The organism is Flavobacterium piscinae (genome assembly GCF_004122145.1).
GTDB lineage: Bacteria > Bacteroidota > Bacteroidia > Flavobacteriales > Flavobacteriaceae > Flavobacterium > Flavobacterium piscinae.
In genome coordinates, this window is record NZ_SBKQ01000007.1 from 163,642 (window position 1) to 182,277 (window position 18,636).

Consider the following 18,636-nt stretch of genomic DNA (forward strand, 5'->3'; position numbering starts at 1 on the left):
ATCAAAACGACCAATAAATGCGAGTAATGCAGTTTTTTCAACTGACCAAATGACAAATTCATTAGGATTGAATTCATTGTATACTTTGGGATTTGCAATTTATTCAATTAAAAACGAAACAGATATATCAAAGTTATATGGAAAAATGAATATTGAAGAAGCCAATAACAGAGTAAAAAAATACATGACAACAAAAGAAAGTGGCTTTCCATTTGACAGTATTACTTTTTTACACATGAACAAATCAGATAGTATTTCTAAAAAAAAGTATAATGTTGTAATTATATTGGAAGAAAGTCTTGGAGCCGAATTTGTAGGCTCTTTGGGTGGATTGCCTTTAACTCCGGAATTTGATAAACTCACCAAAGAAGGATTACTCTACACTAATTTATATTGTACGGGTACAAGGAGTGTTCGTGGAATTGAAGCTGTGATTTCTGGATTTTTACCAAGTCCCTCAGAAAGTGTAGTGAAACTTAGTAACTCGCAAGAACACTTTTTTACACTCGCTTCTGTCTATAAAAATGAAGGATATGATACCAGTTTCATTTATGGCGGAATGGCAAATTTTGACAACATGGCCTCGTTTTTCAACGGAAACGGTTTTGATAATATTATTGATGAGACTGATTTTGACCAAGACAACCAAAGCTATGCGTTAAAAGGAACTTGGGGATATAGTGATGAAGATTTAGTAACCAAAGCCAATCAATATTTTATATCATTGAAAAATAAACCATTCTTTTCTTTACTTTTTTCAACTTCAAATCACGAACCATTTGAATACCCAGACGGAAGAATAATATTATACGAAAAAAATAAAAATACGGTAAATAATGCTATCAAGTATGCTGATTTTAGTATTGGAAAGTTTTTCGAATTAGCGAAGAAAGAAGCTTATTATAAAAATACTTTATTTGTAATTATTGCAGATCATAATACTAGAACCTACGGTAAATATTTAGTTCCCATAAAAAAATTCAGGATACCTGCTTTAATCATAGGGCCAAATGTACCAAAAGGAATGACTTTCAATTTACAATCCAGTCAAATTGATATACCGCCTACTCTGTTAAGTTACAGTGGAGTGAATATTGAAACACCCATGATTGGCAGAAGTATTTTCGAAATTAATACAAAAACAAAAGGTAGAAGTATTATGCAATTTCATGACAATTTTGCATTTCGAGTTGAAAACGATATTATAATTTTGCAACCTAAATCAAAACCTTTACAATTTAAAGTAATAAATGATAGTATTCTTAAACCGTCAAAATTAAATGTAGAACTTTCCAAAGATGCATTGGCTCATCTAATTGTAGCTCAAAATCTTTATAAAACAAGAACTTATAGGTTGAGAAAAAATTAAAAATTCATTTAATGTATGTAGTTATTTATTAAAAAATGAAGTCGTTATAATTCATATATTGTATAAAAAATCAAGGAGTTGAGAAATTTCAGCTCCTTTTTTTATTAAAATGGTTTGAAAATCATTGTTTTTTCTCTAATTTGCATAAAATTCTATGAAAAAATGATTCCAATAACCCGACTTTTTGATTTTCCATATTATCAACTTGCAAAAAACAATGTTCCTGATTGCTTGGTTACCAAATACAATGGTGAATGGGTAAAAACCTCTACGCAAGAATATATTGACAAATCGAATGCAATTTCAAGAGCTTTTATTCGATTAGGCGTACAAAAAAATGATAAAATAGCCTTAATATCTTCTACCAACCGAACGGAATGGAATATTTTTGACATTGGTTCCTTGCAAGTTGGTGCACAAACGGTACCTATTTATCCAACAATCGCATCAGAAGATTACGAATACATTTTAAATCACTCTGAATCCAGCTATTGCATCGTTTCTGATCAAGGGGTTTATGATAAATTAATTGCAATTAAAAATAATGTCCCTTCGCTTAAAGACATTTATTCTTTTGATGAAATTTCGGGTTGCAAAAACTGGAAAGAATTATTAGATTTAGGTGCGGATGTGTCCAATCAAGATGTAGTAGAAGACCGAAAAAACAATGTTAAACCGGAAGAATTAGCCACTATCATTTATACTTCAGGAACAACAGGAAGACCTAAAGGAGTAATGCTTTCTCATAACAATATAGTCTCGAATGTATTAGATAGTGCACCGCGAATTCCTTTTAATGAAGGAACCAGTACTGCCCTAAGTTTCTTGCCTATTTGTCACATTTTCGAACGAGTTATTTTATACATCTATCAATATTATTCGGTGTCTGTTTATTTTGCCGAAAGCATTGAAAAATTAACTGATAACTTAAAAGAAGTTCATCCTAATGTAATGACAGTGGTACCGCGTTTGTTGGAAAAGGTATATGACAAGATTTATGGTAAAGGTGCAGAACTAACCGGTATCAAAAAAATGCTGTTTTTCTGGGCGATTAATTTAGGATTACGTTACAAACCTTACGGACAAAACGGTTGGTGGTATGAAAAACAATTAGGAATTGCCCGAAAATTAATTTTCAGTAAATGGAAAGAGGCGTTAGGTGGAAATTTAGATGTGATGGTATCCGGAAGTGCTGCTTTACAACATCGTTTGGCAAGAGTTTTCGCTGCAGCAGGAATACCTGTTATGGAAGGATATGGATTAACAGAAACCTCCCCTGTTATTTCTGTGAATGACATGAGAAACGGACTTTTCAGAATTGGAACTGTTGGAAAATTAATTAAAGGGGTTGAAGTGAAAATAGCAGAAGACGGCGAAATCCTCTGTAAAGGTCCCAATGTAATGATGGGTTACTATAAAGATAAAACTTTAACTGATGAAGTTATTAAAGACGGTTACTTTCATACCGGAGATATTGGTGAATTTGATAAGGATGGTTTTCTTCGCATCACTGATCGCAAAAAAGAAATGTTTAAAACATCCGGAGGTAAATACATTGCTCCACAATTAATTGAAAATCGTTTAAAACAATCCTTTTTTATTGAACAAGCAATGGTAATTGGTGATGGTGAAAAAATGCCGGCCGCATTCATTCAACCTAATTTTGAATTTGTTCGGGAATGGGCAAAAAGACACCAAGTGAACCTCTCCGATTCTAACGAAGAATTAGTGAATAACCCTAAAGTGTTAGAACGTTTTCAAGAGGAAGTAGATCAAGCCAATGAAAAATTCGGAAATTGGGAAAAAATCAAACGCTTTGAATTAACACCTGATATTTGGTCAATTGAAGGAGGTCATCTTACTCCCACTATGAAGTTAAAACGAAAAATTGTGAAAGAAAAGTACAAACAGTTGTATGACAAAATTTACAATTCTTAATACGGAAAGCTCTCTTAATTGGGGGCTTTTTTTGTATTTATAAAACAGTTAACACAATCATAACAAGCTTTAAATATTGAATTTGTAAATTGTACTAAATATAAAACTTAATTCTATGAAAAGACATGCAATTGCCGTTTGGAACGGTTCCGGTAAAGAAGGAAAAGGAAATTTAACAACACAAAGCACCGTTTTAAACAAAACACAATATTCATTTGGTTCACGTTTTGAAGATGGTATAGGAACCAATCCTGAAGAACTGATTGCTGCCGCTCATGCAGGATGTTTTACAATGAAACTTAGTTTCAATTTGGGTGGAGCCGGCTTTGAACCTACCGAATTGGAAACAAAATGCCAAGTCACCTTTGTAGACGGAGCTATTACAAAATCGCATTTAATACTCAAAGCAACAGTAAATGGAATTTCGGAAGGTAGGTTTGCCGAATTGGTTAAAGATGCCGAAGAAAATTGTCCGATTTCAAAAGTATTGAACACTGCCATTTCGGTCGAATATACTTTAAATTAACTATTCAGCATTTTAACAGAATCAGTAGAAAGACGGACTAAAATCTGTCTTTTTGTTTTGATATAAAGACTAATACCAGTCTGTTTTTATACAATTTACATATTATCGAAATGTTAAATTTTAAAAAATACTATGCGTGCATAATAAATTTTTATTATCTTTGAAAACGTTTGCGTAAAATATGAAAGATAAAACGATAGATTATATTCTTCGAGCGACTTGGCAATCAGTTGCAAGAATGTACAATGAAGAAGCTTCCAAATTCGACGGTTCAATGGCTATTGGATTTGCGTTGCTTAGCATTGACAAAGAAGAAGGAACACCTTCCTCCTACATCAGCAATCGGATGGGAATGGAAGCAACCAGTTTGACCCGAACGTTAAAAACTTTAGAAGAAAAAGGACTCATCATCCGCAAAAAAAATCCGGATGATGGTCGAGGCGTTTTAATATACTTGACCGAATTAGGCAAAGAGAAAAGAGAATTGTCTCGTAATACTGTATTGAAATTCAATGAAGTCATCCGCCAAAATGTAAGTGATGAAAAATTACAAAACTTTATGGAAGTAGCAGAGGTAATTACGGAGTTGATTAATGAGAAGAAGATTTTTTAGATAGGAGTTGGAAGATGGGAGTTGGGAGTTTTCATCCCGAGGCTTCGGGAGCAGTCGCAGTTTTCAGAAAAGTAGTAAAAAAAGAATTATTAGCGGTAATGAATCCATTCAAATCCATTTTCGCTAAGCGAATAAAAGAAATCAGTGAAAATCCACTTAATCTACCTCATCCGTGTTCGATAAGATAAAAAGTGAATTGAAAGTATAAAAAATAAAACTATCAAAAACCAGCGGAAAGTTAAAACCCGCAATAAGAAATAAAAAATGAAAAGAACAATCAAAAAAGTGGCAGTCATCGGTTCCGGAATTATGGGCTCCGGTATTGCGTGTCATTTTGCCAATATTGGTGTGGAAGTCCTTTTGTTAGACATCATTCCAAATGCATTGAACGAGGCGGAAGAGAAAAAAGGACTCACTTTAGAAAGTAAAGCAGTTCGCAACCGTATTGTGAATGACAGTTTGGCAAATGCTTTAAAATCGAACCCCTCGCCTATTTACAGTCAAAAATTCGCTAACCGAATCACTACCGGTAATACGACGGATGATATGCCGAAAATTTCATCAGTCGACTGGATTATCGAAGTGGTGGTGGAACGATTAGACATCAAAAAATTGGTTTTTGAACAAGTAGATAAATATAGAAAAACCGGAACATTGGTGACTTCTAACACCTCCGGAATTCCGATACAATTCATGAGCGAAGGAAGATCTGATGATTTTCAACAACATTTTTGTGGAACACATTTCTTCAATCCGGCTCGTTATTTAAAGTTGTTTGAAATCATTCCGGGACCAAAAACGAGTCAGTCGGTTTTAGATTTCTTAACGAATTACGGCTCACAATTTTTAGGTAAAACATCGGTCGTAGCCAAAGATACGCCGGCTTTCATCGGTAACAGAATTGGAATTTTCGGTATCATGAGTTTGTTTCACCAAGTGAAAGAAATGGGTCTAACCATCGAAGAAGTAGATAAATTAACCGGTCCGGTGATTGGTCGTCCAAAGTCGGCAACCTTTAGAACGGTAGATGTAGTAGGTTTAGATACCTTGGTTCATGTAGCCAACGGCATTTACCAAAACTGCCCGAATGATGAAGCTCACAACTTGTTTAAATTACCTGCTTTCATTGATAAAATGATGGAGAACAAATGGTTGGGAAGCAAAACCAAACAAGGATTTTATAAAAAAGTAGATAAGGATATTTTGTCTTTGGATTTAGATACGATGGAATATCGTCCGAATAAAAAAGCTTCTTTTGCCACTTTAGAACTAACGAAAACCATCGACAAACCGATTGATCGATTCCGTGTTTTAGTAAAAGGAAAAGACAAAGCCGGTGATTTTTACAGAAAGAATTTTGCGGCGATGTTTGCCTATTGTTCCAATAGAATTCCTGAAATATCAGACGAACTATATAAAATTGATGACGCCATTAAAGCCGGCTTCGGTTGGGAAAATGGTCCGTTTGAAATTTGGGACAGCATCGGCGTAGCCAAAGGAATTGAAATGATGCGAGCAGAAGGTTATGAACCGGCCGCTTGGGTGACTGAAATGGTAAAATCTGAAAACGCTTCTTTTTATACCGTAAAAAATGGAGCGACCTATTTTTATAACATTCCAACGAAATCACAAGAGAAAATTCCGGGTCAGGATGCGTTTATAATTCTTGACAATATCAGAGAAAGCCAAAAAGTTTGGGGTAATTCCGATGCTACAATTCATCATTTAGGTGACGGAATTTTGAACTTAGAATTCCATTCCAAAATGAATACTATTGGTGGTGGTGTTTTACAAGGCATCAACAAAGCCATCGATTTAGCCGAAAAAGAATACAACGGTTTAGTTATTGGAAACCAAGGAGCAAATTTCTCTGTGGGTGCCAACATCGGAATGATTTTCATGATGGCTGTTGAACAAGAATATGACGAATTGAATATGGCCATCAAAATGTTCCAAGACACCATGATGCGTTGCCGTTACTCCTCTATTCCGGTTGTCGTAGCTCCACATGGAATGACATTGGGTGGTGGTTGCGAAATGACGATGCATGCCGATAGAGTGGTTGCCGCTGCAGAAACCTACATTGGTCTGGTTGAATTTGGTGTTGGAGTGATTCCGGGCGGTGGTGGTTCTAAAGAAATGACCTTACGTGCCTCCGATTTATTCCGTAAAAATGATGTGGAATTGAATGTGTTGCAAGAATATTTCTTAACCATCGGTATGGCAAAAGTAGCGACTTCAGCATATGAAGCCTTTGATTATGGCATTCTTCAAAAAGGAAAAGATATAGTGGTAGTAAACCGTGACAGACAAATTGCGGTAGCCAAACAAGTTGCTTTACAAATGGCAGAACAAGGCTACACCCAACCAATTCAACGCAAAGACATTAAAGTATTAGGAAAACAAGCGTTGGGAATGTTCTTAGTGGGAACCGATCAAATGCAAGCCGGAAAATACATTTCGGAACACGATAGAAAAATTGCCAACAAATTAGCGTATGTCATGGCTGGTGGCGATTTATCAGAACCTACATTGGTGAGTGAACAGTATTTGTTGGATATTGAACGAGAAGCGTTTTTATCATTATGTACAGAACGCAAAACATTGGAACGCATTCAATTTATGTTAACCAAAGGAAAACCGTTAAGAAATTAGATAATAGAAAAAAGAAAATAGAATATAGATTTAACCGATAAAATCTATTCTCTATACTCTATTTTCTATACTCTTAAAAACAAAAAACATGAAAACAGCATATATAGTAAAAGCATACAGAACAGCAGTCGGAAAAGCACCAAAAGGAGTATTCCGTTTCAAAAGACCGGATGAATTGGCGGCAGAAACTATTCAGTTTATGATGAATGAACTACCCGATTTTGACAAAAAACGCATCGACGACGTAATGGTCGGCAACGCTATGCCCGAAGCGGAACAAGGACTAAACGTAGGTCGCCTAATTTCCTTAATGGGATTAAAAGTAACGGATGTTCCGGGTGTAACCGTGAATCGTTATTGTGCGTCCGGTTTGGAAACGATTGGAATGGCAACCGCTAAAATTCAGTCCGGAATGGCCGATTGCATAATTGCCGGTGGTGCCGAAAGTATGAGTTTTATTCCGATGGGTGGCTATAAACCCACTCCGGATTATTCCGTTGCGGCAAATGGAAACGAAGATTACTACTGGGGAATGGGTTTAACTGCAGAAGCGGTGGCGAAACAATTCAACGTGTCGCGTGAAGACCAAGATGAGTTTGCCTATCATTCCCACCAAAAAGCTTTAAAAGCTCAAGCAGAAGGCAAATTTGACAAACAAATTGTTCCGATTACTGTTGAGCAAACGTTTTTGAACGAAAACGGTAAAAAAGAAACCAAATCCTACACCGTTACCAAAGACGAAGGGCCACGAGCGGACACCAACAAAGAAGCTTTGGGAAGACTTAAACCTGTATTTGCTGCTGATGGTAGCGTTACGGCAGGAAATTCATCACAAATGAGTGATGGTGCTGCTTTCGTATTAATCATGAGCGAAGAATTGGTTAATGAATTAGGAATTAAGCCAATTGCTCGCTTAGTCAACTTCGCATCAGCCGGTGTTGAACCAAGAATCATGGGAATTGGGCCGGTAAAAGCCATTCCAAAAGCACTTAAACAAGCAGGATTAACCTTAAATGATATCGATTTAATTGAGTTAAATGAAGCTTTTGCTTCGCAATCACTAGCCGTAGTTCGTGAATTAGGTTTAAATCCTGAAATCGTTAATGTGAATGGTGGTGCGATTGCATTAGGGCATCCACTAGGTTGTACGGGTGCTAAATTGTCTGTCCAACTTTTTGATGAGATGCGTTTGCGTGGCAGTAAATATGGAATGGTGAGTATGTGTGTGGGAACCGGACAAGGAAGTGCTGGAATTTTTGAATTGCTATAAAAGAGAAAAGAAAATAGAATATAGAAAATAGACTTTTAAAGAAAAACTTAAAAGGAAGATTCATGAGGCATAATTATAAAAATTTGAAAGTTTGGCAACTAGGTATTGAGATTGCTAATGATGTTTCGGATATTTTATTAGAATTTCCTAAACATGAACGATATGATTTGAGTTCACAAATGAGTCGATGTTCAGTCTCTATACCTAGTAACATAGCAGAAGGTTCATCAAGAACAGATAAATCTTTTAGTCATTTTGTTGACATAGCACTTGGTTCTTCTTTTGAATTAATTACACAACTTATTGTTGCAAAACATAGAAACTATATAAATGAAGAAAAGTTTGATAAAATGGAAAAGAAAATTGAAGAATTTCAAAGAATGACGATGTCTTTCCAAAATGGATTGAAGAAAAATATATTTTCCTTTATTCCACCTTTCTTCTATAATCTATTCCCTTTTTAATAACCGATAATGTGTATTCTCAAAACTCTATTTTCTATTCTCTATATTCTATTTTCTAAAAAAACTATAAAAACATAAAATAATGAACGACATAACAAGAGGCGGACAGTTTTTGGTAAAAGAAACCAAATGTGAAAATGTATTCACACCCGAAGATTTCTCAGAAGAGCAAATCATGATGCGTGATTCGGTAAAAGAATTTGTAGACAAAGAAATTTGGCCGAACAAAGACCGATTTGAAAAGAAAGATTACGCATTTACAGAAGAAATGATGCGTAAAGCCGGAGAAATGGGCTTTTTGAGCGTAGCCGTTCCGGAAGCATATGGCGGAATGGGAATGGGATTTGTGGACACCTGTTTAGTATGTGATTACATTTCAGGAGCAACCGGATCGTTTTCAACTGCTTTTGGTGCTCACACCGGAATTGGAACGATGCCGATTACCCTTTACGGAACTGAAGAACAAAAGAAAAAATACGTGCCAAAATTAGCCTCAGGCGAATGGTTTGGAGCGTATTGTTTGACTGAACCGGGAGCAGGTTCTGATGCGAATTCCGGAAAAACAAAAGCCGTTTTATCGGAAGATGGAACACATTACAAAATCACCGGACAAAAAATGTGGATTTCAAATGCCGGATTTTGTTCGTTATTCATTGTTTTTGCTCGAATTGAAGATGATAAAAATATCACCGGATTTATTGTTGAAAATGATCCTTCCAACGGAATCACCATGAACGAGGAAGAACATAAATTAGGTATTCGTGCTTCTTCTACGCGTCAGGTTTTCTTTTCAGATACAAAAGTTCCGGTTGAAAATATGTTAGCCGGACGTGGCGAAGGTTTTAAAATCGCGATGAATGCCTTGAATGTAGGCCGTATTAAATTGGCTGCCGCTTGTTTGGATGCACAACGCAGAGTGACTTCAAACGCTATCAATTATGCCAATGAAAGATTTCAGTTCAACACACCGATTTCACAATTTGGAGCCATTCGCTATAAATTAGCGGAAATGGCCACATCGGCTTATGCCGGAGAAAGTGCCACCTATCGTGCAGCAAAAGACATTGAAAACCGCATTAAAATACGTGAATCAGAAGGTGCTTCGCATCAAGAAGCAGAATTAAAAGGGGTGGAAGAATTTGCCATTGAATGTTCGATCCTAAAAGTTGCCGTTTCGGAGGATGTACAAAACTGTGCTGATGAAGGCATTCAAATCTATGGCGGAATGGGATTCTCAGAAGACACTCCGATGGAAAGTGCTTGGAGAGATGCCAGAATTGCCAGAATTTATGAAGGAACTAACGAAATTAACCGTATGCTTTCGGTGGGAATGTTAATCAAAAAAGCCATGAAAGGTCATGTGGATTTATTAGGTCCTGCTATGAAAGTGCAAGAAGAATTAATGGGCATTCCTTCGTTTGATACGCCTGATTATTCGGAATTGTTTTCCGAAGAAAAAGAAATGGTAGGCAAATTGAAAAAAGCCTTTTTAATGGTTGCCGGAGCTGCCGTTCAAAAATATGGAATGGATTTAGATGCTCACCAACAATTGTTAATGGCAGCTGCTGATATGCTAATTGAAATTTACATCGCTGAAAGTACCGTTTTACGTACCGAAAAATTAGCTAAAAAAGTGGGAGAAGACAAAGCCAAAGAACAAATTGCAATGGCCAAATTGTATTTATACAAAGCCGTTGACGTTGTATCTCAAAAAGGAAAAGAAAGCATCATTTCATTTGCCGAAGGCGATGAACAACGCATGATGTTAATGGGCTTACGTCGTTTTACCAAATATACCAATATGCCGAATATTGTTGGTTTAAGAGAAACCATTACGGCCAAATTAGTAGCTGAAAACAGTTACTGTTTTTAATCAATTTTAGTTTAGTTGTTGATGAAAGAGCCACGTTTGAAAAAGCGTGGTTTTTTTATAAAAAAAACTCCAAATTTCTTTGGAGTCTTAATTTAAACTATGCCTATACAATTAGTTTATAATAACTTTTTTTGTTACTGATTGATTATCAGAAATTATTTTTAAAAAATAAAACCCCGAAGATAAATTCTCAATCGTATAAGTATTATTTTGATGATCAGGATTTTGAATCTGTTGCATTACTTGTCCATTGATTGTAATCAATTGAATTTCATCTAAAATTGCTTCAGATTGAATATGAATTCGATTAGAATTTGAAGGATTTGGATAAACTATAAAATTAAACTGAGTATTGCTTTGAGTAACTGACAATGAGTTTCCCCAAATAGCTTGAACCCATTGCGGATTATCAACAAATGGATTTCTATTTCCTTGGTGTTCAAAAACATCGTTGTTTCTGTCAATTTCTTTTTGAGAAACCGGATCATTCACATGCCAAGAATAAAGTATATCTAAAAATGGATCGGCGATTACTTTATTCGAACTACCATCAAACATAGCATAAGAAGACCAATTAGAAACTAAATTTTCATACCGTGTGACAAAATAAAAATGAATTCTGGCAATATCTCCTTTAAACTCATCAATCGGTTCAAAAACAATTCCTGAAAAACCGGCAGCAATTCCGGTATTAATATTATTTCCTGCTTTAGAACCATTTTGAGTAGGATTGGAAATTCCGGATTGCGAAATTAAATTAGAACCAACTATTCCATAAGGATAACTTCCTCTGAAACCATTCACCCGACCATCCGTTGGCAACAAATGATGTGCATCACCACGCATTGGAGTATTAGAACTAAAAACAGATTGCGGAATAACATGCTCCTTGTTGAAGCAATCTCCCTCTCCGTTGTAATTTCCACATTCATCAGAAGCAAAGAAATTATAGGGATCCGTTCCGTTTGGATTTTCAGAATAAATATCTAAAATGGTGTTATCATCTTCATAATAATTATCGATGTCAGCAATTGGAAAAAAATCATCAATCGCATTATAACCTTGGTCGTTATGGTCTTTGATAATATTATACAACTGTGTTTTCAGAGTAAAACCTGTTCCCGTGGCAGAGTTATAATAACCAGCGGGAGGTTGAGCAAATGCAACAAAAGTTGAAAAAATAAATAAAAATGTAATAGTCAATTTCATAGTAATAATAATTTTCGTTCCAACAAGGCCATGTAAAACCCGTCAAAACCAGATTCGGAGGCTAGAATTTTTTTATCTTGTACAAAGGTAAAGTTTTTTCCGTTTTCAGTTGTTAAAAAATGTTTAACTTGATCCTGATTTTCAGAAGGTAACACCGAACAAGTAGCATAAACCAATTTTCCACCCGGTTTAACAATTCTGGAATAGTTTTCCAAAACTTCGGCTTGCACTTTGCGGATATTGTCGATAAATTCAGGTTGTAATTTCCATTTACTGTCCGGATTTCTTTTTAAAACTCCTAAACCACTGCAAGGTGCATCAATTAAAACCCGATCGGCTTTGTCGTATAATTTTTTGATGACTTTTGTTGAATCAATAATACGGTATTCTATATTGAAAGCTCCGTTTCGTTTGGCTCGAAGTTTCAATTGTTTTAGTTTACTTTCATATAAGTCCATCGCAATCAATTGACCTTTGTTTTGCATCAAAGAAGCCATATGCAAGGTTTTTCCACCGGCACCGGCACAGGTATCTACTACACGCATTCCGGGTTGTACATCTAAAAAAGCAGCAACTAATTGTGAACTGGCATCTTGCACCTCAAACAATCCTTCCTTAAATGCATCGGTCAAGAAAACATTGGCTCTTTCTTTCAATACTAAAGCATCGGGTTGGTCTTTTAAAAAATCCGTTTCGATGTTTAAATCCATCAAAATGGCACGCAATTTTTCTTTTGTGGTTTTTAGCGTATTTACGCGTAAAATTACTTGCGCTTGTTGATTTTGAGCGGCAATTTCTTTTGACCAAAGTGCCTCGCCTAATTCCTTTACACCCAATTCATCCATCCAATCGGGAATTGACTCACGGTATTTTCTGATTTTGGATAATTCATCAAACCGTCCTTTAATTTTACGTTGTGGTGTTCCCTCCAATTGTCTCCAATCCGGAATAGGATACCCTCGAAGAACAGCCCATGTGGCAAACATTCTCCATAAATCATCGCGGTCATAAGGTTCTTTCACTTCGGCTATTTCGGCGTATAAACGCTTCCATCTCACAATTTCGTAGATGGTTTCCGCCACGAACTTTCTGTCGGAACTTCCCCAACGTTTGTCCTTTTTTAAAGCTCTTGCCACCACTTTATCGGCATATTCGCCTTCGTTGAAAATGGCATTCAACGAATCAATGGTGGTATAAACTAAATTTCTGTGTAATCTCATTTCAATAAAATAGCCCGCAAAGTTAGTATTAATTATCAGTTCCTTGGAAATTAATCGTTAAAAAATCAAAACCCAATGGAAAAAATCCATTGGGTTTTGAGAAAATCAAGCTTACTTTTGGTTAGATTTATGCTAACACATTTTCCAAGGAAGGACCTGCATAAACAAGTTTCTTACCCTCCTCTGTATTAGTATATTGTTCAAAATTTTTGATGTATCGAGCTGCTAAATCTTTTGCTTTCACTTCCCATTCTTCTTCTGATTTATAAGTCTCTCTTGGGTCTAAAATACCTTTATCAACATTCGGTAATGCAACAGGAATCGTTAAATTCAAGAATGGAATGTGCTTGGTTTCCATTTGGTCAATTTCACCACTGATGATGGCATCGATAATCGCACGTGTATTTTTCAACGAAATTCGTTTTCCGGTTCCGTTCCATCCGGTATTCACCAAATAGGCTTTTGCTCCGTGTTCTTTCATTTTTCCGATTAAGGTTTTAGAATACATTGTTGGATGTAACGTTAAGAACGCTTCACCAAATGCAGGAGAAAAGGACGGTTGTGGTTCTGTAATTCCTCGTTCTGTTCCTGCTAATTTAGAGGTATAGCCACACAAGAAATGGTATTGAGCTTGGTCGTCGTCTAAAATAGATACCGGAGGTAGCACTCCAAATGCATCGGCAGATAGATATATAATTTTCTTAGCATGACCGGCTTTAGATGGCAAAACGATTTTATTGATATGATAAATCGGATAAGAAACCCTGGAATTTTCAGTAATGGAATGATCGTAATAATCCACTTCGCCGTATTCATTCACAACCACATTTTCTAACAAAGCGTCGCGTTTGATAGCTCTCCAAATATCAGGTTCATTTTCTTCACTTAAATCAATTACTTTCGCGTAACAACCGCCTTCATAGTTAAAAACCCCATTGTTATCCCAACCATGTTCATCGTCGCCAATTAAATAACGTTTTGGGTCGGCAGACAACGTAGTTTTTCCGGTTCCGGATAATCCGAAGAAAACAGCAACATCTCCTTCTTCACCTACATTGGCTGAGCAGTGCATAGAAGCCATTCCTTTGAGTGGAAGATAATAATTCATCATGGCAAACATGCCTTTCTTCATTTCGCCACCATACCATGTACCACCAATAATTTGAATTTTTTCAGTCAAGTTAAACACTACGAAATTCTCAGAATTTAAGCCATGTTCCTTCCAATTCGGGTTGGTGGTTTTGGAACCATTCATTACAATAAAATCAGGTTCTCCAAAATTTTCCAACTCATAGATAGAAGGACGAATAAACATATTGGTTACAAAATGAGCTTGCCAAGCCACTTCCATTACAAAACGAACTTTCAATCGAGTATCTGGATTGGTTCCACAAAAAGCATCTACCACATAAAGTTTTTTAGAAGTTGAAAGTTGTCTGAGAACTAATGATTTTAATTCGCTATAGACTTCTTGCGTTGTGGGAAAGTTTACTTTATCGTCCCAATAAATAGTATCTTTTGTAACTTCATCTTTCACAATATATCGGTCTTTGGGAGAACGTCCGGTAAAAACTCCGGTTTTCACAGCCACTGCTCCTGTATCGGTCAAGGCTCCTTTTTCAAATCCTTTACGCATGTGAGAAGTTTCGGCTTGAAATAATTCTTCATACGTTGGATTATAAACCACTTCATGATAACCTGTAATCCCTAAATCATGTAGTTCCTGAATGACTTTAATGTTTTTCATAGTAAATAATTATTTAAATTGTGTTTCTTTTTTCTATGTATCAAATTTCCGATTTATCAAGAGAAATAAACCTGATAAATATCACATTTCCAAGAAATCTACGAAAACGTTTTCATTGTTAATTATTGATTTTCAATACATTAACAAAACATCATTTGTTCTCTTCTATTTTAGCTAAAGTTTAATAAGTCAATGCATTAAAGTCCTCAAAAACTTTCGTAATTTTGCAGTCGTTTAACTGAATTTCAACTACTAAATAAAAATATATGAGTCAATTTGATGTGGCCATTATAGGTTCAGGACCAGGCGGATATGTTGCCGCCATCCGATGTGCACAATTAGGATTTAAAACGGCAATTATTGAAAAGTATTCCGTTTTAGGCGGAACTTGTCTTAATGTAGGCTGTATTCCTTCTAAAGCTTTATTATCTTCTTCTCATCATTACCACGATGCGGTAGCTCACTTTGAAGAGCACGGTATCGAAGTGGGAAAAGTTAAAGTAAATCTGGAGAAAATGATTGCTCGAAAACAAGCTGTGGTGGATCAAACGACAGGCGGTATCAAGTTTTTGATGGATAAAAATAAAATTACTGTTTTTGAAGGAGTTGGTTCGTTTGAAGATGCTACCCATGTGAAAGTAACCAAAAATGATGGTTCTTCTGAAACCATTGAAGCGAAATATTCAATTATTGCAACGGGTTCAAAACCATCAAATTTACCATTCATTACCTTAGATAAAGAAAGGGTTATTACTTCTACGGAAGCCTTAAAATTGAAAGAAGTTCCGAAGCATTTAGTCATAATTGGTGGAGGTGTAATCGGAATTGAATTAGGTCAAGTGTATCTTCGATTAGGAGCACAAGTTTCTGTGGTAGAATTCATGGATAGAATTATTCCCGGAATGGATGCTTCATTATCGAAAGAATTGACAAAAGTGTTGAAAAAACAAGGCATGAAATTCTACACTTCTCACAAAGTAAAATCGGTGAACCTAAAAGAGAAAACTGTTACTGTTGAAGCGGAAACGCCAAAAGGAGAAATTTTATCTTTAGAAGGTGATTATTGTTTAGTTTCCGTGGGAAGAAGACCTTATACTGATGGTTTGAATGCCGATAAAGCAGGTGTAAAAGTAACCGATAGAGGTCAGATTGAAGTGAACGATCATTTGCAAACATCTGCTTCAAACATTTATGCGATTGGCGACGTGGTGCGTGGAGCCATGTTAGCTCACAAAGCAGAAGAAGAAGGAGTGATGGTTGCCGAAATTTTAGCCGGACAAAAACCGCATATCGATTATAATTTAATTCCGGGTGTAGTGTATACTTGGCCGGAAGTGGCTGCTGTGGGGAAAACAGAAGAACAATTAAAAGAAGAAGGCGTAGCCTTCAAATCGGGAAGTTTCCCATTCAAAGCTTTAGGAAGAGCAAGAGCCGGTGGCGACACAGACGGATTCGTAAAAATCTTAGCCGATGCCAAAACGGATGAAGTGTTAGGTGTTCATATGATTGGACCCCGCTGTGCCGATTTAATAGCAGAAGCGGTTACCGCAATGGAATTTAGAGCCAGTGCTGAAGATATTTCGAGAATGAGTCATGCACATCCAACGTTTGCTGAAGCGATTAAAGAAGCGGCTTTGGCGACTACGGATAATCGGGCATTGCATGTGTAATTTTAAAATATAAACTACAAAAAAACCAACTTGAGAAAGTTGGTTTTTTTATATTTAAAACTTCCAATCAAATTCATCTTGGTTTTTAATAATCGCTCCAATTTCAACTTTGATTACTTCATCAAATTCAGTTTGTAGAATCGTCCAATAATCTTCATTGAATAAATTTGAAAAAGAATCAAAGGATTCCACTTCAAATGATTTTAATCCTTTTTTAAATAAAAATTCTTTGGATTCAATGGAATTTTTACCAATAATTTTTTCACCAAATAAAATCGCATTTGGATTGGATATGATAATGTAGCCTAACTTAAAATCTTCTTCTGCATAAAACGTTAAGCGAGCTTTTAATGCATTGTAAAGAAAAATAACATTATCATCATCATCAATAAATGAATGATTGGGTTTGCCATAAATGGCTTCTACATCTTTTTGTTTCATGCCAAAAAGAAGTTGATCATAGCCGAATTTTGGTTTAATTTCCATAATTAAGTATTTTGAACGATGAGTTTTTTGGTTAATAAATTAAAGCGATAAAATAAGAACAATGCTGCTACGCTTAATCCGGCTAACAAGCCGATCCAAACACCAACTGCTTTTAAATCTGTGAACAATCCTAAATAAATGGAAATCGGAAAACCAACAATCCAATACGCCACAAACGTGATATACATTGGGATTTTCACGTCTTGTAAACCACGTAAAGCTCCTAATACTACTACTTGCAATCCATCTGAAATTTGAAATAAAGCGGCCACCAACAACAAATTGGATGCAATTGACACAACTTCCATATTATCTTTTAAATAAACGACCTGCTCAATATCTAAAAATGGTAGTGGTAAGACGTTATGAAATACAACGAAAATCAAAGCAAAGAAAATCTCCAAAATTGTAGCCAATAAAAAAATAGAAATCGCCACTACTCGCAATTTTTTATAATCTTGTAACCCTTTTTGATTTCCCACCCGAATCATCGCTGTCACACTCAATCCCATCGCAAACATAAACGTTAATGAGGCTAAACTCAACGCAATTTGATTGGCAGCCTGACTCGTTGTGCCTATCATTCCACAAAGCCAAATGGCTCCGGTGAACAATGCGACTTCAAAAAACATTTGCATCGCTGAAGGAGTTCCTAAATTGACAATTTTTTTTATTGTTGCTCTTGAAATTTCATCCCAACTGAATTTTTCAAAATAGGGATGGAATTTTGGCTTCTTTAGCATGACATAATGCATAAATAGAAGCATCACGATTCGAGATGTAATCGTTCCAATGGCAGCACCAATGATACCCATTTCAGGGAAAATCCATATACCAAAAATTAGAAAATAATTGATGACCACATTTACAATATTGGCAATAATGGTCGCCCACATCGAATATTTAGTTTCACTTTTCCCATCAGCAAACTGCTTATATGCCTGAAACATAATCAACGGAATGAGTGAAAAAGCCACGATATCCAAATACGGTTTGGCTAAATTCACTACCTCTTCCGGTTGTCCCATAAAACTGATAATCGGTTTGGCAAAATAGATGAGTAAAAACAAAATCAAACCTAATAAGGTACACAAAAACAAACCATTGTGAAAGGCACTTCTCCCCTTTTCAATCGAATTTTCTCCATCAGCTTCCGCTACAATGGGTGTGATGGCGGTGGAAAAACCAATTCCCAACGACATGGCAATAAAAATAAAACTATTTCCTAGCGAAACCGCTGCCAACTCTTTTGGTCCGAGTTGACCTACCATCGCATTATCAACAATACCCACCACGGTATGACCTAACATTCCAATAATAATAGGATAAGCCAACCGCATGTTATAGCTAAATTCTTTGGTATACGTTTGAAGGGTCATACATTTTATTTTCGACGGCAAAAGTACAGTATTTAATATAAATTAAGCTAGTGAATAATTGAAAATGAAAATTCAGCCAGGTTATTTTTGTAAATCCAAAAAACTAAAAAAATTAAGCTACAAAAAAGCTTCCTTTGAGAGCTCTTTTAGCAGCTTAGTTTTTTACATTTTAGTTTGAGAAATCGGAATGAATAGCCACTTTTGCGGCTAAAATTTA

14 protein-coding genes are annotated in these 18,636 nt (G+C 35.9%); 9 read left to right on the forward strand and 5 right to left on the reverse strand.

The window, feature by feature from the left end; translation table 11 throughout:
- The first annotated feature begins 49 nt into the window (after positions 1–49).
- The 8 genes from EQG68_RS08325 (at position 50) to EQG68_RS08360 (ending at position 10,708) form a co-directional block, all read left to right on the forward strand.
- Entirely contained in the window at positions 50–1,369 is a 1,320-nt protein-coding gene (locus EQG68_RS08325) for an LTA synthase family protein (RefSeq protein WP_246011686.1), read from the forward strand.
- A gap of 162 nt (positions 1,370–1,531) precedes the next feature.
- Positions 1,532–3,307, forward strand: coding sequence for an AMP-dependent synthetase/ligase (locus EQG68_RS08330; protein WP_129464351.1), 1,776 nt, complete (start codon positions 1,532–1,534; stop codon positions 3,305–3,307).
- A 115-nt stretch (positions 3,308–3,422) separates the two neighbouring features.
- Positions 3,423–3,833 (forward strand): OsmC family protein, encoded by a 411-nt coding sequence (locus tag EQG68_RS08335; RefSeq protein ID WP_129464352.1) that lies wholly within the window; start codon positions 3,423–3,425, stop codon positions 3,831–3,833.
- A gap of 181 nt (positions 3,834–4,014) precedes the next feature.
- Positions 4,015–4,446 carry a MarR family winged helix-turn-helix transcriptional regulator gene (locus EQG68_RS08340; RefSeq protein ID WP_129464353.1) on the forward strand — a complete coding sequence of 144 codons (432 nt, stop codon included), beginning with the start codon at positions 4,015–4,017 and terminating at the stop codon, positions 4,444–4,446.
- 264 nt (positions 4,447–4,710) lie between these two features.
- Positions 4,711–7,101: a 3-hydroxyacyl-CoA dehydrogenase/enoyl-CoA hydratase family protein gene (locus tag EQG68_RS08345; RefSeq protein ID WP_129464354.1), complete on the forward strand. Its 2,391-nt coding sequence runs from the start codon at positions 4,711–4,713 to the stop codon at positions 7,099–7,101.
- Between the two features lie 88 nt (positions 7,102–7,189).
- A complete protein-coding gene (locus EQG68_RS08350; protein WP_129464355.1) occupies positions 7,190–8,371 on the forward strand; it encodes an acetyl-CoA C-acyltransferase in 1,182 nt (393 codons plus the stop codon).
- A gap of 62 nt (positions 8,372–8,433) precedes the next feature.
- Positions 8,434–8,835: a four helix bundle protein gene (locus EQG68_RS08355; protein WP_129464356.1), complete on the forward strand. Its 402-nt coding sequence runs from the start codon at positions 8,434–8,436 to the stop codon at positions 8,833–8,835.
- 82 nt (positions 8,836–8,917) lie between these two features.
- The gene (locus tag EQG68_RS08360) at positions 8,918–10,708 is read left to right on the forward strand and encodes an acyl-CoA dehydrogenase family protein (RefSeq protein ID WP_129464357.1); all 1,791 of its coding nucleotides are present in this window, start codon (positions 8,918–8,920) and stop codon (positions 10,706–10,708) included.
- Between the two features lie 111 nt (positions 10,709–10,819).
- Here EQG68_RS08360 and EQG68_RS08365 read toward each other — a convergent pair whose 3' ends face one another.
- The 3 genes from EQG68_RS08365 to pckA all read right to left on the reverse strand — a co-directional run bounded on the left by EQG68_RS08365 (position 10,820) and on the right by pckA (position 14,884).
- Entirely contained in the window at positions 10,820–11,917 is a 1,098-nt protein-coding gene (locus EQG68_RS08365) for an endonuclease (RefSeq protein ID WP_129464358.1), read from the reverse strand.
- Positions 11,914–13,137 (reverse strand): RsmB/NOP family class I SAM-dependent RNA methyltransferase, encoded by a 1,224-nt coding sequence (locus EQG68_RS08370; RefSeq protein WP_129464359.1) that lies wholly within the window; start codon positions 13,135–13,137, stop codon positions 11,914–11,916. The genes EQG68_RS08365 and EQG68_RS08370 overlap by 4 nt, the downstream gene beginning before the upstream one ends.
- Before the next feature lie 127 nt (positions 13,138–13,264).
- The gene (pckA, locus tag EQG68_RS08375) at positions 13,265–14,884 is read right to left on the reverse strand and encodes a phosphoenolpyruvate carboxykinase (ATP) (RefSeq protein ID WP_129464360.1); all 1,620 of its coding nucleotides are present in this window, start codon (positions 14,882–14,884) and stop codon (positions 13,265–13,267) included.
- 266 nt (positions 14,885–15,150) lie between these two features.
- On the opposite strand from pckA, the gene lpdA reads away from it, so the two are divergent.
- On the forward strand, positions 15,151–16,554 hold the full coding sequence (gene lpdA, locus EQG68_RS08380) for a dihydrolipoyl dehydrogenase (RefSeq protein WP_129464361.1): 1,404 nt from the start codon (positions 15,151–15,153) through the stop codon (positions 16,552–16,554).
- A gap of 54 nt (positions 16,555–16,608) precedes the next feature.
- Here the strand turns inward: lpdA and EQG68_RS08385 are convergent, their stop codons facing one another.
- Positions 16,609–17,040, reverse strand: a complete 432-nt coding sequence (locus tag EQG68_RS08385) for a hypothetical protein (protein WP_129464362.1) — start codon at positions 17,038–17,040, stop codon at positions 16,609–16,611.
- Between the two features lie 2 nt (positions 17,041–17,042).
- Complete coding sequence (locus EQG68_RS08390) at positions 17,043–18,419, reverse strand: MATE family efflux transporter (RefSeq protein WP_129464363.1); 1,377 nt, start codon at positions 18,417–18,419, stop codon at positions 17,043–17,045.
- Positions 18,420–18,636 lie beyond the last annotated feature (217 nt).